At 58.8% G+C, this 13,401-nt stretch carries 15 protein-coding genes and 1 riboswitch; of the genes, 12 read left to right on the top strand and 3 right to left on the bottom strand.

The features are described 5' to 3' along the window. Nucleotides 1-115: 115 nt before the first annotated feature. Complete coding sequence (gene fabA / locus EK369_RS13870) at nucleotides 116-625, bottom strand: bifunctional 3-hydroxydecanoyl-ACP dehydratase/trans-2-decenoyl-ACP isomerase (RefSeq protein ID WP_127114865.1); 510 nt, start codon at nucleotides 623-625, stop codon at nucleotides 116-118. 185 nt (nucleotides 626-810) lie between these two features. Between fabA and irrA the strand changes: the two genes are divergently transcribed. Next, entirely contained in the window at nucleotides 811-1,227 is a 417-nt protein-coding gene (irrA, locus tag EK369_RS13865; protein WP_127114864.1) for an iron response transcriptional regulator IrrA, read from the top strand. A gap of 87 nt (nucleotides 1,228-1,314) precedes the next feature. Continuing rightward, nucleotides 1,315-2,304, top strand: a complete 990-nt coding sequence (locus tag EK369_RS13860; RefSeq protein WP_127114863.1) for an NADPH:quinone reductase — start codon at nucleotides 1,315-1,317, stop codon at nucleotides 2,302-2,304. Nucleotides 2,305-2,313: 9 nt separating this feature from the next. Here EK369_RS13860 and EK369_RS13855 read toward each other — a convergent pair whose 3' ends face one another. Both EK369_RS13855 and EK369_RS13850 read right to left on the bottom strand, forming a co-directional pair. Then, on the bottom strand, nucleotides 2,314-2,697 hold the full coding sequence (locus EK369_RS13855) for a GFA family protein (RefSeq protein WP_127114862.1): 384 nt from the start codon (nucleotides 2,695-2,697) through the stop codon (nucleotides 2,314-2,316). A gap of 4 nt (nucleotides 2,698-2,701) precedes the next feature. Further along, complete coding sequence (locus EK369_RS13850) at nucleotides 2,702-3,571, bottom strand: hypothetical protein (protein ID WP_127114861.1); 870 nt, start codon at nucleotides 3,569-3,571, stop codon at nucleotides 2,702-2,704. Between the two features lie 108 nt (nucleotides 3,572-3,679). On the opposite strand from EK369_RS13850, the gene miaB reads away from it, so the two are divergent. From miaB to trmB, 10 genes are all read left to right on the top strand, one after another. Then, nucleotides 3,680-5,008 (top strand): tRNA (N6-isopentenyl adenosine(37)-C2)-methylthiotransferase MiaB, encoded by a 1,329-nt coding sequence (miaB, locus tag EK369_RS13845; RefSeq protein WP_127114860.1) that lies wholly within the window; start codon nucleotides 3,680-3,682, stop codon nucleotides 5,006-5,008. Between the two features lie 223 nt (nucleotides 5,009-5,231). After that, nucleotides 5,232-5,825 carry an OmpA family protein gene (locus EK369_RS13840; protein WP_127114859.1) on the top strand — a complete coding sequence of 198 codons (594 nt, stop codon included), beginning with the start codon at nucleotides 5,232-5,234 and terminating at the stop codon, nucleotides 5,823-5,825. An 11-nt stretch (nucleotides 5,826-5,836) separates the two neighbouring features. After that, nucleotides 5,837-6,133 carry a hypothetical protein gene (locus tag EK369_RS13835; protein ID WP_127114858.1) on the top strand — a complete coding sequence of 99 codons (297 nt, stop codon included), beginning with the start codon at nucleotides 5,837-5,839 and terminating at the stop codon, nucleotides 6,131-6,133. Between the two features lie 153 nt (nucleotides 6,134-6,286). After that, on the top strand, nucleotides 6,287-7,327 hold the full coding sequence (locus tag EK369_RS13830) for a PhoH family protein (protein ID WP_127114857.1): 1,041 nt from the start codon (nucleotides 6,287-6,289) through the stop codon (nucleotides 7,325-7,327). 67 nt (nucleotides 7,328-7,394) lie between these two features. Continuing rightward, a complete protein-coding gene (gene ybeY / locus EK369_RS13825; protein ID WP_127114856.1) occupies nucleotides 7,395-7,898 on the top strand; it encodes an rRNA maturation RNase YbeY in 504 nt (167 codons plus the stop codon). A gap of 31 nt (nucleotides 7,899-7,929) precedes the next feature. Next, nucleotides 7,930-8,814 carry a hemolysin family protein gene (locus EK369_RS13820; protein ID WP_127114855.1) on the top strand — a complete coding sequence of 295 codons (885 nt, stop codon included), beginning with the start codon at nucleotides 7,930-7,932 and terminating at the stop codon, nucleotides 8,812-8,814. Continuing rightward, complete coding sequence (lnt, locus tag EK369_RS13815) at nucleotides 8,807-10,297, top strand: apolipoprotein N-acyltransferase (RefSeq protein ID WP_127114854.1); 1,491 nt, start codon at nucleotides 8,807-8,809, stop codon at nucleotides 10,295-10,297. Before EK369_RS13820 ends, lnt begins: the two co-directional genes overlap by 8 nt. 35 nt (nucleotides 10,298-10,332) lie before the next feature. Next, a riboswitch (SAM-SAH riboswitch) is annotated at nucleotides 10,333-10,382 on the top strand. A 4-nt stretch (nucleotides 10,383-10,386) separates the two neighbouring features. Continuing rightward, complete coding sequence (gene metK, locus EK369_RS13810) at nucleotides 10,387-11,568, top strand: methionine adenosyltransferase (RefSeq protein WP_127114853.1); 1,182 nt, start codon at nucleotides 10,387-10,389, stop codon at nucleotides 11,566-11,568. Nucleotides 11,569-11,704: 136 nt separating this feature from the next. Then, nucleotides 11,705-12,565, top strand: coding sequence for a bile acid:sodium symporter family protein (locus tag EK369_RS13805; RefSeq protein WP_127114852.1), 861 nt, complete (start codon nucleotides 11,705-11,707; stop codon nucleotides 12,563-12,565). Between the two features lie 52 nt (nucleotides 12,566-12,617). Beyond that, nucleotides 12,618-13,331 (top strand): tRNA (guanine(46)-N(7))-methyltransferase TrmB, encoded by a 714-nt coding sequence (gene trmB / locus EK369_RS13800; RefSeq protein ID WP_206198091.1) that lies wholly within the window; start codon nucleotides 12,618-12,620, stop codon nucleotides 13,329-13,331. The last annotated feature ends 70 nt before the right edge of the window (nucleotides 13,332-13,401 follow it).

Here is a 13,401-nt window from a genome sequence, read left to right as displayed (position 1 = left end):
CGGCAATCACCAAAGGGCGTGTGATCCGCAGCAATGCCGAGAGAAACAGGCGCATTGAACGACATGAAAAAGGAGGCCAGAAGCCTCCTCAATCGTTCGATATCAGCGGGCAGGCTCAGGCGTCCGAGAGCACCACTTTCATATCTTTGACGTCGTAGATGATCTCACCATCGGCCTCAACGATGCCGTCGGCAACGCCCATGGTCAGGCGGCGTGTCTGGATGGCTTTTTTGAAATCAATCTTATATGTCAACATCTTACGGTCTGGGCGCACCATGCCGGTCAGTTTGACTTCGCCAACACCAACGGCCATGCCGCGCCCCTGCCAGCCGCGCCAGCCGAGGTTGAAGCCGGTCAATTGCCACAGGCCGTCCAGACCCAGACAGCCGGGCATGATCGGGTTGCCGGGAAAGTGGCAGTCAAAGAACCACAGGTCCGGGGTGATGTCGAACTCGGCCAGGATGTGGCCTTTACCATGGGCGCCGCCATCCCCCGAGATTTCGGTGATACGGTCCATCATCAGCATCGGCGGGGCCGGGAGCTGCGCGTTACCGGGGCCGAAAAGCTCGCCGCGGGCGCACTTCAGGAGATCCTCTTTGTCGAAGCTGGTTGGAAAATCGGCCATGCAGGCATGTCCCCTCTTTATCGTGTCAGTTCTCTCTGGTCCCGTCTAGCACCGCCCGCGCGTGTCCCGCAAGTGCACCCATTCCACGAGGCGGTCTGTGTGCCTGTTGCGCCTGCGACTGATTTTCAATTGAAAAACCCTATGCGAACAGGCATATTAACCTGTGAACCAAGGGGATCGCCAGCATGACGATGCAAGCTAATGAAGTAGGGGCCAAATGGCTGAACGAGGCGGGCCTGCGCCCGACACGTCAGCGCGTGGCTCTGGCTGCCTTGTTGGTGGGCGACGGTATGGACCGGCACGTCACCGCCGAAAGCCTGTTTGACGATGCCCGTGACCATGGCGAAAGTGTTTCTCTGGCAACGGTTTACAACACGCTGCGCGCGTTCTGTTCTGCCGGATTGATGCAGGAAATTACCGTGGATGGGTCGAAGAGTTACTTCGACACGAACACGCATGACCACCCGCATTTCTTCTGGGAAGACCGTCGCGAGCTCACGGATGCGCCTGCGGAGCAGTTGGAAATTCGCCGCCTGCCGGATGTTCCCGAAGGGGCAGAAATTGCCAAGGTCGACGTGGTGATCCGCCTGCGCGGCAAATAAGCTATCGCGAATTCGTGACGTAACGAGGGGCATTGCGCCCCTTTTTTTGTCGTGCCAGCATGGGCGCGAAACAACGGGTGATTTCCTATGAAAGCTGCAGTTTATCGCGCCTTTGGCGCGGCTCGGGATGTTCTGAAAATCGAAGAGCTGGCCCAACCGGCGCCCGCGGCAGGAGAGGTCCTGGTACGCGTCGCCTTTTCCGGTGCGAACCCCTCTGATGTCAAGGCGCGGGCCGGGACACGTCCGGGTGTGACCAAACCCGCCTTCCCCGAGATCATCCCGCACTCTGATGGGGCAGGTGTCATCGAGGCGGTTGGAGAGGGCGTTGATCCAACCCGCGTTGGCGCGCGTGTCTGGATCTGGAACGGCCAGTGGCAACGGCCATTTGGCACCTGCGCCGAATACATTGCGTTGCCGTCGGAGCAGGCTGTGACCCTGCCGGATGCCGTCACTCTTGAAACCGGCGCGGTTTTGGGGATTCCCGGTCTGACTGCCGCGCAGGCGGTGTTCGGCGGTGGGGATGTTGTCGGCAAGACCCTGTTGATCAGCGGCGGCGGTGGTACGGTGGGATTTCTCGCCGTGCAACTGGCGCATTGGGCCGGGGCCAAGGTCATTGCGACAGGCTCGCCCCGTGACTTTGACCGCATCCACAGCGCCGGGGCAGACGTGGTGTTGGACTATCGCAGCGAGACACTGGCGGCCGATATCCTCGCGGCCAACGGCGGTGATTTTGTCGACATGGCGATTGAAGTCGAGTTTGGCCTGAACATCGGCATGGTGGCCGAGGTCATGCGCCCCAACGGGCGGGTTGCGATCTATGGGTCCGGTCTGAACATGGTGCCCACGATTGCGTTTGGTCCGATCCTGTTCAAGGCGCTGACGTTAGACGTGATCCTGATCTACCTGCAAGAGGCGGCGGATCGGCAGATGTGCATCGACAAACTTCACGCCGCACTGTGCGAGGGTGGGTTGGTCATTCCGGTTCAAGAGGCCTTGCCGCTGGATCAGGCCGCGCGGGTTCAGGAAATGGTGGAAGAGGGTGGCAGAGCCGGGGCGGTTCTGGTGTCGATGTCTTAGACTTCGGGGTCAGTCGTGCACGATCCGTCGCCCGTGGATACGTTTTACGGGGACGCTCTGCGGGTCAAACCCAACGAGGCAACGCGTGTTGATGGCCCAGCCTTCAAATGCTTTGACGCCCTGTGCCAATTCCTGCCGCGTTGGTGCCGAGGGGCGGCGATACGGGAGAATGCCGCAACGCGGGCAAAAGTAGTCTTTGGCGGTTCGGCTGCCCCATTCGTACAGGCCAAGGTGATCCAGCGGTGTCAGCAGTGTCAACGCGCGTTCCGGCACACGGAAAATCAGGGCCCCACGCTGATGACAGATGGAACAGTCGCAGATGCGGACATGATCGATGTCCGCTTCGACCTGAAATCGCACGAAACCGCAATGACAGGCCCCATCATAAAGCATGCTGTTAGAACCACTGCCCGGGTTCCATCAACCCGAGATCCAGCAGCTGACGAGAATGCCACTCGAACGGCACCGAATTGTGCCAGGTGAACGAGGTGATCTCGTCCCGGCTGCCGGGGTTGCGCTTTAGCGCCTTGGCCGTTCGGAACGAACAGACAGCGGCGGTCAGGTTGTTGTGCCATTCGCAGCTGTAGGTGTTGTATTCCTCATCGTTGAAGGTGAAGTCGTCGCGCATCTTTAGTCCCGGCTTGGTCAAGAAGATGGAAATCCGATCAATCTTGCGCCGTTGCGAGGGGATGTGCTCTTCGAACCGCCAGCGCAGACCGCCAAAGAAATCCAGTTGCCGCTCCTTGGGGTGATTATGGTTGGCGCTGTCCGGGCGGGCGAGGGCATAATAGCCTGAGCGATCCATATGCGCCTCTTCCAGTGAAACGGCCTGCGGGAACGCGGCCAAATCCTTGGCGTAGAGGTCGATCACATATGTCAGCATCGCCTGGCGCCGTTCCTCGCTGTGGAAGGTCACCATCTCGCCGATGCTGCGGTTTTCGCAGAAAGGGAAAAACAGATATTCGGCGTTGAAACAGTAGTATAGCCATATGCCCGGTGCCGCTTCGATGACCCGGTTGATGGCATCGACCATCGCGCCGCCGGTTGGGTGTTCCATGGTGACCCGGTGTATCTGCTCTTCCAGATCGACCGGCAGCTCAAAGCTTTCAGGAATGAAACACACAACCTGTTTGAACCGCAGTTCAAGGTGGTGGCGCAGGGTGGTTTCGACCTCGGTATCATCTTCGGCAAAAATCAGGGCAACAGGCCCTTTGGCCAAAAGGGTGGCGCCACTGCGCAGAAACTGGGAAATAGACGCGAAATTCATGAACATCCTGCCGTTTTGCCCGCCAGAGTCTTTCAATTTTGTGTGCATTGCAAGCCACTGTGCTTTTGATGTAGTCAGACGCCCTGAAACCGCGATGGGACCGGGCACATGGCCGACACGAAGAAGCTTTATATCAAGACCTATGGTTGTCAGATGAATGTCTACGACAGCGAGCGTATGGCCGAGGCCATGGGCGGTGCGGGATATGAGACCACTGACAGTCCCGATGATGCGGACATGATCCTGCTCAACACCTGTCACATCCGCGAAAAAGCTGCCGAAAAGGTCTATTCCGAGTTGGGGCGTTTCAAAGGGCTGAAGGCTGAGAAACCGGATCTGAAAATCGGCGTCGCCGGGTGTGTGGCGCAGGCCGAGGGCGAAGAGATCATGCGGCGCCAGCCCTTGGTGGATCTCGTTGTCGGGCCACAGGCCTATCACCGCCTGCCCGAAATGGAAGCCAAGACACAAGAAGGCGTCAAGGCGCTGGACACCGATTTTCCAGAAGAAGACAAGTTCGAGAAACTGAAAGGCCGCCCCAAAGCCAAGCGCGGTCCAACGGCATTTTTGACGGTGCAGGAGGGTTGCGACAAGTTCTGCGCCTTTTGCGTGGTGCCCTATACCCGTGGTGCCGAGGTCAGCCGTCCTGTCGACCGCATCCTGAGCGAGGCGCGTGATCTGGTCGACCGTGGCGTGCGTGAAGTCACGCTTTTGGGTCAGAACGTGAATGCCTATCACGGTGCGTCGACAGGGGGCGACAGTTGGTCTCTGGCACAGCTGATCTGGCAACTCGACAAGGTTGACGGGCTGGAGCGCATCCGCTTTACCACCAGCCACCCCAACGACATGATGGACGACCTGATCGAGGCGCATGGCACCTGTTCCAAGCTGATGCCCTACCTGCATCTGCCGGTCCAGTCCGGCAGCAACAAGATCCTCAAGCGCATGAACCGCAGCCACGACCGCGACAGCTATTTGCGGCTTGTGGAACGTATTCGTGCGGCCCGTCCGGATATCCTGTTGTCAGGCGATTTCATCGTTGGTTTCCCGGAAGAAACCGAGGCAGATTTTCACGATACGATGGACCTGATTGAAGAGGTCAAATACGGCCAGGCGTTCAGCTTCAAGTACTCCTCGCGCCCCGGCACTCCAGCCGCCGAAAGACCGCTGGTGGATGATGGTGAAGCCACAGAACGTCTTTATCGCTTGCAGGCGCTGATCACGAAACAACAACGCGAGATTCAGGACAGTATGGTTGGTCGCGAGGTCAGCGTGCTGTTCGAAAAACCGGGTCGCCTCGAAGGGCAGATGGTGGGCAAATCCGAGTATCTGCATGCGGTGCATGTCAGCGGCTCGGATGCGCAGATCGGTGACCTGAAACGTGTGAGAATCGTTGAGAGCGGGACAAACTCTCTGGCAGGGGTGCCGATTCTCGATTGATCGGGGTTTCGAAACAATTTGGCGTCAGTTCAAACGTTGTTGGTCAGCGTGGGATAATTCTACAATTCGGTCCGGTGATCCGCGCGGCTTGCCACGAATTTGCCACATTCAGCCACCACATATTGTGAATTCTTCTTCACACACTCTCTAAATTTGCTACAGTACGGGCATATTCTATTTCTGGGTGCATTGCTGCGTATTGTCGTCTGGCACCCCGTTGATAATGGCAGAGGATATTGCTGTGGCGGAGAAAAAGATCAAAATCGCCCAGGCCGCATTGGGGGGAATTGCCGCATTTTGTTTGGCGCTTGTTTCCATTGCAGAGCCTGTGGCTGCTCAAACCCAGCGCACGGTGCTGGGGCAGGAATATGTTCCCACCATCTGGGTTGATCCGGACGGATGCGAGCACTGGGTGATGGACGACGGGGCCGAGGGCTACATGACCCCGCACGTGAACCGTCAGGGTATCCCGGTATGCCGTCGCGGCAACGTCTGCGGCGTGATGAATTCGGATCAGTTTTTTGCCACGGATCGCTATTCGATCAACTCGGCGAATCGTCAGCGTCTGCAACAGTTCTTTTCGGACGCCACCGCATCGGCCTTTATCATTGCAGGGCACACCGATAGCCGCGCATCGGACGAATACAACATGCGCCTCAGCTACAATCGTGCGAATGAAGTGGCCAAGGTGGCCCGCTCGACCGGTGCCCGTGTCATCGACGTGCGTGGCTATGGCGAACGGCAGCCACGTGCTTCGAACGGCACCGCGTCTGGCATGGCCCAGAACCGCCGCGTTGAAATCATCTGTATCCGCTAAGGGGAAATGACATGAAAATTGTTAGAGGTATTGTTCTCCTTGCAGCGGTGGGTGCCATTGCTGCCTGCGACAACAAAGTCAACAAGACGGTCGACCGCGGTTGGGATTCGAAACATCTGAGCCAGCTCAAAGCGGGCATCTGGGTGGATCCCAACGGGTGTGACCACTGGATCATCGACGATGGCTTTGAAGGCTACCTGTCTCAGCGTCTCGACAAATACGGCAAGCCCGTGTGTTCGGGCGCGGCACCTCCGGGTGTGGCCACCGGTCCCTTCAAGAAGGGGTCTCCGATCAAAGACCAGATTTGATCCGGGCTTTTTGCCAAAGGATTGGGCCGTGCGGGCAATCGCGCGGCCTTTTTCGTGACACTCACGTGAATTTTCGCAACTGGCCGCTTGCACCTGCCGCGGCAACTTGGCACCATTTCGGTATAGAAGACTCACACTGAGCAGGAGAGTTGATTGGCCACAGGTGCCCTGACCCCACCGCCCACACCGGAAAAAATCGCAGAAACGCTGATTGAGTTTCCTGACAATAGATTGCTGATTGACCTCTGCGGCGAATACGACCGCAACCTTGCCGACATTGAGCAGAAGCTTTCGGTTCAGATCATCCGCCGTGGCAATCAACTGGCCATACATGGCGACTCGGCGGCGCGTCTCGAAGCGCATGAAGTCCTCAAGGCGCTTTATGAGCGGTTGGAGGGTGGCAAAGACGTCGAAAGTGCCGATATCGATCGCGAAATCCGCATGGGTTCTGCCGAAGAGGGCACCGGTGCGCGCGACGGCGACCAGCTTGAGATGTTCAAGGGCGGCCCGGTCGAGATCAAGACCCGCAAAAAGCTGGTCGAGCCGCGCACAGATGCGCAGCGGGCCTATGTCTTGTCGCTGTTCAACAACGAACTGGCCTTTGGCATCGGCCCGGCGGGCACCGGCAAGACCTATCTGGCGGTGGCGGTGGGCGTTTCGATGTTCATCCAGGGGCATGTGGACCGGATCATCCTGAGCCGTCCGGCGGTCGAGGCGGGGGAAAAGCTGGGCTATCTGCCGGGGGACATGAAGGACAAGGTCGACCCCTACATGCAGCCGCTTTACGACGCGCTGAATGATTTCCTGCCGGGCAAGCAGCTGGCCAAGCTGATCGAGGAGAAAAAGATCGAGATCGCGCCGCTGGCCTTTATGCGCGGGCGCACGTTGGCCAATGCCTTTGTGGTGCTCGACGAGGCGCAGAACGCTACGACCATGCAGATGAAGATGTTCCTGACTCGTCTGGGCGAGGGCAGCCGCATGGTGATCACCGGCGACCGTTCACAGATCGACCTGCCTCGGGGCGTGCCATCGGGGCTGAAAGACGCCGAGCGGTTGTTGGACAAAGTTGGTGGCATCAGCTTCAACTACTTCACCGCCAAGGACGTGGTGCGCCATCCGCTTGTGGCTGCGATTATTGAAGCCTACGATGCAGATGCACAAAGGGCGCTGGCAGGTCGGGAAAAGAACACCTGATCCTCTTCTTTTGGCCAAAAATATCCACGGGGGTGTGGGGGCAGTCAGCCCCCACTCGTATTCAGGCATGTTGACAGACACCATTTTGGAAGATCCCCGATGGGAAGAGCATGGCCTGGTTGACGCGGCCGAATATGCGGCCACGGCGGCGCTGGTGTACCTGAAAATGCAGCCGGGGGATTTTACCATCTCGCTCCTGGCCTGTGACGACGCGCGCATCGCCGTCTTGAACGCAGACTTCCGCGACAAACTCCAGCCGACAAATGTCTTGAGCTGGCCGTCTCAAGAGTTGGCGGCGGACGAAGAGGGCGCACGGCCCGACCCTCCCGAGCCCGATCGCTTCGAGGACCAGACCGAGCTGGGTGATATTGCCATCGCTTATGACACCTGCCAGCGCGAGGCCGAGGCGGCGGGCAAACCTTTTGACCATCATGTGACACATTTGGTCATTCACGGGGTTTTACATCTCTTGGGTTATGACCATATCCGTGACAAGGATGCCACGTTGATGGAAGGCATCGAGACCGCCGTACTTGGCAAACTGGGCATTCCTGACCCATATAAGGACTAACGAGGGGATTTCCCCCGACTGGAAAGGAAAAATGGGCGACAGTTCCGACGGGTCCTCTAACGCAGCGCTGAGCGCGCAGGCCGAGGCCCCCACAATAGAAAAGAGCGGTTTTTTTGGCCGCATCGTCAAGGCTTTGTCTCCGTCCGATGAGGGCGTAGACCTGACACCAGAGACCCCTGACATCCCCCGCCCACAGACCCGCGGCATGATCAACCTGCGTCGGATGCGGGTGGAAGACGTGGCTGTGCCCAAGGCGGAAATCATTTCTGCCGCGGATGACGTGACCCGGGACGAGCTTGTGGCGCTGTTTCGCGATACCGGTCTGACACGCGTGCCCATCTACCAGGGGACGTTGGACACGCCAGTAGGCTTTGTGCACCTCAAAGATTTTGCGCTGCGTCACGGATTCAACGGCTCCGGAGGTTCGTTTTCTCTAAAAGAGCTGCTGCGTCCCTTGTTGTTTGTGCCGCCTTCGATGACGATTGGCGTGCTTCTCACCAAGATGCAGGCCGAGCGTCGCCACATGGCCCTGGTGATTGACGAATACGGCGGCGTGGACGGTCTCGTCACCATTGAAGACCTGATCGAACAGGTGATCGGCGAAATCGAGGACGAACACGATCTGGAAGAAGATCAGTATTGGGTTCAGGAAAGTCCGGGGTCTTACCTCGCACAGGCCAAGACGCCACTGGAAGACTTTGAGGCCGAGGTCGGGCGCAGCCTGTCCGGCCACGAAGACGTCGACGTCGAGGATGTCGAAACCTTGGGCGGACTGGTCTTTACGCTGTCCGGCAATGTTCCGGCACGTGGCGAGGTCGTTGCCCACCCGGACGGAACCGAGTTCGAGATCGTCGATGCCGACCCGCGCCGAATCAAGCGCCTGCGCGTTCGGTTCACCGAGGCACAGGATGGCTGACCAGCTGACGCGCTGGTTCGCAACCCTGAGCAGACGCTGGCGTCTCTTGCTCCTGTTTGCTTTCGGCGCAGTGGCTGCACTGGGCCAAGCGCCATTCTCGCTCGTGATCCCGAGTTTTCTGGGATTCGTGGCAGTATTTGCCATGTATCCCGCCCTCTCGTCGTCACGGCAGGCTTTTGGCGCGGGATTTGTCTTTGGCACGGGGTATTTTGCGGCATCGCTGCACTGGATCGTCGAGCCGTTCCTTGTGGATCTGGCGCGTCATGGCTGGATGGCCCCCTTTGCGCTGGTGTTTCTGAGCTGCGGTTTGGCGCTTTTGTGGGCGACGGCATTCGCACTTTCACGGCGGATTTCTGTTCAGCGCTGGGCGCTTGTCCCGATGCTGGCGGGGGCTGAACTGGTTCGCGCCTATCTCTTCACCGGCTTCCCTTGGGCGATGCCATCATATGCGCTCGTCAATGGAATTGCTGGGCAGGGGGCGTCCTGGATTGGCCCGCATGGTATGAACCTGGTGCTTCTGGCCACTGCCTGTGCGCTTGCGGATTGGCGGGTTCGAAAGCCCATCGCCTTAATTGGCGTAGTGCTGGTGGTTTTGTCGGCTTGGCCGCTCTCTCAACCGCACCCTTCTGACGGGCAGGGCAGGATTGTGCGGCTTGTGCAGCCCAACGCGCCGCAACATCAAAAGTGGGATCCTGACTATATGCGGATCTTTTTTGACCGGGCCTTGCGCTCGACCCGATCCGGTCTGGCTTTGCCCGATCTCATCGTGTGGCCAGAAACCTCGGTTCCAACGTCTTTGGACCGCTCGACTAACACCCGCGCAGCCATAGCAGAGGCGGCCCGCGGCGTGCCGGTGGTGATTGGCATCAACCGTTACGATGGGCTCAGAGCCTATAACTCGGCGGTTGTTCTGGATGGCGAAGGCGCGATTGGCGATGTCTATGACAAGCATCACCTCGTTCCCTTTGGCGAGTATGTGCCCTTTGGAAACTTGCTGTCACGCTTTGGCATTCACGGATTGGCCGCGCGCGAGGGCGGCGGCTATAGCGCTGGTCCGGGTCCTCGTTTGATCGACGTCGGAGTGCTGGGGCATGTCCTGCCACTGATCTGTTACGAAGCCGTGTTCCCGCAGGATATGCGGGTAGATGGCGCACGACCGGACGTATTGATGCAGATTACGAATGATGCGTGGTTCGGCAGGTTCTCTGGGCCGTATCAGCATCTGGTTCAGGCTCGGATGCGCGCCATAGAGCAGGGTCTGCCAATGGTGCGCGCGGCAAACACGGGCGTGTCTGCTGTGATAGATCCGCGCGGGCGTGTGGTTGCGTCGCTGGATTTGAACACAGAAGGATTTCTTGATGCCGCTCTGCCAGAGCCAATGGCGATTACAGTTTATGGCCAAACCGGAGATTGGCCGATTATCGCCATCGTTTTGGCAACACTTGGTCTGTTATTCCGCGTACGACGCAGCGAAAGCAATTGACCCCCGACTCGAGCGCACGTAAGCGTAACTTCAATCTGTCGTTACAACGGCTTCCTGGCGTGGCGACCAACATTGCAATGGAGCACCCCATGACAAGACAAAACTACACCTTCACCTCAGAGTCCGTTTCTGAGGGGCATCCTGACAAGGTGTGCGACCGGATCTCGGATGCGGTTTTGGACGCCTTCCTGACCGAAGAACCCGAGGCTCGCGTGGCGGCTGAAACCTTTGCAACCACCAACCGGGTCGTGATTGGCGGCGAAGTGGGGCTTTCCGACAAGGACAAGCTGCATGAGTACATGGGCCGTATCGACGAGATCGCGCGCGCCTGTATCAAGGACATCGGTTATGAGCAGGACAAGTTTCACCACGAAACGGTGGAAGTGACAAACCTGTTACACGAGCAATCAGCGCATATTGCCCAAGGGGTTGATGCTGCTAGCGGCAAGGACGAAGGCGCTGGCGACCAGGGCATCATGTTTGGCTACGCCACAACCGAAACCTCGGCTTTGATGCCGGCCCCGATCCAATACAGCCACGCGATTCTGCGTCGGCTGGCGGAGGTGCGCAAATCGGGCGTTGAGCCAACTCTCGGGCCCGATGCCAAGTCGCAGCTTTCTGTGATGTATGAGAACGGTAAGCCCGTCGGCGTAAGCTCGATTGTCTTGTCGACCCAGCATCTTGATGCATCGATGACATCTGATGATGTGCGTGCTGTGGTAGAGCCTTACATCCGCGAGACCCTGCCAGAGGGTTGGATCAGAGCGGACACCGAGTGGCACGTGAACCCGACCGGCAAGTTTGTGATTGGCGGACCGGATGGTGATGCAGGTCTGACCGGTCGCAAGATTATCGTCGATACTTATGGTGGCGCAGCGCCCCATGGCGGGGGCGCTTTTTCCGGCAAAGATCCGACAAAGGTAGACCGTTCGGCGGCCTATGCCGCGCGCTACCTCGCCAAGAACGTGGTGGCCGCAGGTATGGCCGAACGCTGCACCATCCAGCTGTCCTATGCGATTGGCGTCTCCAAGCCACTCTCGATCTATGCGGATACGCATGGCACCGGGCAAGTGGCAGATGCGGCGATCGAAGCTGCGGTGGCTGGTGCGATGGACCTTACCCCGCGAGGCATTCGCGAGCATCTGGGCATGAACCGTCCGATCTATCAGCGCACGGCGGCTTACGGCCACTTTGGCCGCGATCCCGAGGCGGACGGCGGCTTTAGCTGGGAAAAGACCGATCTGGTCGAGACGCTCAAAAAGGCAGTCTAACCGGACGCGACACCAAGGCATTTCGAAATGCCTTGGTCCGCGCAAAACAACAAAGGCCAGAGCTTTCCGCCAAGGAAGGCTTTGGCCTTTTTCTGTTCCTGTGCCAGTCTGATCCAGCGAACAGGGAGGGTTTTTCATGCTGATCGACGTGGCATTGCCGCTATCGCTGGCTTTCATCATGTTTTCATTGGGCTTTGGATTGACGTTTGCCGATTTCGGCCGGGTTCTGGCCATGCCCAGGGCGGCGCTGACTGGGATGGTTTTGCAGGTGATTGCCGTTCCACTGGTGGCGTTTGGTCTGCTGAAGCTGGTCAATCTGCCGCCCGCGCTGGCCTTTGGCGTCATGATCTTGGCATTTTGCCCCGGCGGCGTGACCTCCAACATCCTGACCAAGCTTGCTGGCGGCAATGTGGCCTTGTCCATCACACTGACGGCCATCGTGAGCCTTTTGTCCGTGGTGACCGTGCCGATCCTTGTGGACTGGGCCGCGGGGGCCTTTCTGGGTGAGGCAGCGGTACAGATCAATGTCACCGGGATTGCGATCTCGATGTTTGCCATCACCGCTGTGCCAGTGTTGATCGGCTTGTTGCTGCGCTTTGTCGCCAAGGGTTTTGCCGAAAGGACCGAGAGCGTGATTTCCACCATCGCCGTGGTTCTGTTTGTTGTCATCGTGATCGCGGCCTTGGCGACCAACTGGCAGATGTTTATCGACAACATTGGCCGACTTGGTCCTCTGTTGATCGGCATGAACGCGCTATTGCTGATCTTGGGAGTGCTGATCGCGCGTGGCGTGGGGCTGTCTGGCGGGGATGGCTTGTGTATCTCGGTGGAAATGGGCGTGCAGAACGCGGCGCTGGGCATCACCGTGGCCGGGTTGGTTGCCAAGACCGGGGGTATCCCGGAATTTGCCGTACCGGCTGCGTTGTACGGCATCACCATGTACGTTGTGACCATCCCCGGCATGTTCGTTCTGCGGGCAATCTTCGGCAAAACTTGACCTCGTGCCCGCAAAGGGGCACATGGCCCCTCACCAAGATGGGACCAGGTTCATGACAGACTCGCAACATCCTTCCGGCGCACCCTGGCGCAACTTTTATGGTCGCTTCAAAGGGAAAGGCCTGCGCAAGTCGCAAGAGGCTTACCTCGACGAGGACCTGGCGGCACTGTCGCCGGGCGCAGTGGGCTGGGACGAAAACCCGGACCGCACCAACATCGACCTGCAGGCGTTGTTTGGGGGTCGGGACGTCTGGCTCGAGATTGGTTTTGGCGGTGGCGAACACATGGTGCACCAGGCCGTCAGCAATCCGGATGTGGGCATCATAGGGTGTGAACCCTACATTAACGGCGTTGCCATGTTGCTGGGGAAAATCCGCGAGGCAAAGGCCGACAATATCCGCGTGCACCCCGGCGATGCGCGCGACATGTTTGACGTTCTGCCAGATCAGAGCATCTCGCGTGCCTTTCTGCTTTACCCCGATCCCTGGCCAAAAAAGCGTCATCACCGCCGCCGCTTTGTGACCCCGGAACATCTGGCGCCTTTGTCGCGCGTGCTGAAACCGGGGGCCATCTTTCGGGTGGCAACCGACATCCCCGACTATGTTCGGCAGACGCTGGAGCAGGTGCCCCGGCACGGGTTGGAATGGCTGGCGGAACGGCCTGCGGACTGGCGTGAGCCCTGGGATGATTGGATATCGACCCGGTATGAACAAAAGGCCTTTCGGGAAGGGCGAACACCACACTACCTGACCTTTCGCAAGAGATAGCCGACGATAGGGGCCAGCCCCTCTTGTCCCGGACAGAGCCCGGGACAATTCACCCCGGGATATTTCTGGG

It is taken from the genome of Shimia sediminis (assembly GCF_003990645.1).
In the GTDB taxonomy this organism is placed as follows: domain Bacteria; phylum Pseudomonadota; class Alphaproteobacteria; order Rhodobacterales; family Rhodobacteraceae; genus Shimia; species Shimia sediminis.
This window is presented reverse-complemented; position numbering and strand designations above follow the sequence as displayed.

Coding starts and splice junctions, on each gene's coding strand:
- fabA (WP_127114865.1), bottom strand. CDS start 625: ATGGCCGATTTTCCAACCAGCTTCGACAAAGAGGATCTCCTGAAGTGC.
- irrA (WP_127114864.1), top strand. CDS start 811: ATGACGATGCAAGCTAATGAAGTAGGGGCCAAATGGCTGAACGAGGCG.
- EK369_RS13860 (WP_127114863.1), top strand. CDS start 1,315: ATGAAAGCTGCAGTTTATCGCGCCTTTGGCGCGGCTCGGGATGTTCTG.
- EK369_RS13855 (WP_127114862.1), bottom strand. CDS start 2,697: ATGCTTTATGATGGGGCCTGTCATTGCGGTTTCGTGCGATTTCAGGTC.
- EK369_RS13850 (WP_127114861.1), bottom strand. CDS start 3,571: ATGAATTTCGCGTCTATTTCCCAGTTTCTGCGCAGTGGCGCCACCCTT.
- miaB (WP_127114860.1), top strand. CDS start 3,680: ATGGCCGACACGAAGAAGCTTTATATCAAGACCTATGGTTGTCAGATG.
- EK369_RS13840 (WP_127114859.1), top strand. CDS start 5,232: ATGGCAGAGGATATTGCTGTGGCGGAGAAAAAGATCAAAATCGCCCAG.
- EK369_RS13835 (WP_127114858.1), top strand. CDS start 5,837: ATGAAAATTGTTAGAGGTATTGTTCTCCTTGCAGCGGTGGGTGCCATT.
- ybeY (WP_127114856.1), top strand. CDS start 7,395: ATGTTGACAGACACCATTTTGGAAGATCCCCGATGGGAAGAGCATGGC.
- EK369_RS13820 (WP_127114855.1), top strand. CDS start 7,930: ATGGGCGACAGTTCCGACGGGTCCTCTAACGCAGCGCTGAGCGCGCAG.
- lnt (WP_127114854.1), top strand. CDS start 8,807: ATGGCTGACCAGCTGACGCGCTGGTTCGCAACCCTGAGCAGACGCTGG.
- metK (WP_127114853.1), top strand. CDS start 10,387: ATGACAAGACAAAACTACACCTTCACCTCAGAGTCCGTTTCTGAGGGG.
- EK369_RS13805 (WP_127114852.1), top strand. CDS start 11,705: ATGCTGATCGACGTGGCATTGCCGCTATCGCTGGCTTTCATCATGTTT.
- trmB (WP_206198091.1), top strand. CDS start 12,618: ATGACAGACTCGCAACATCCTTCCGGCGCACCCTGGCGCAACTTTTAT.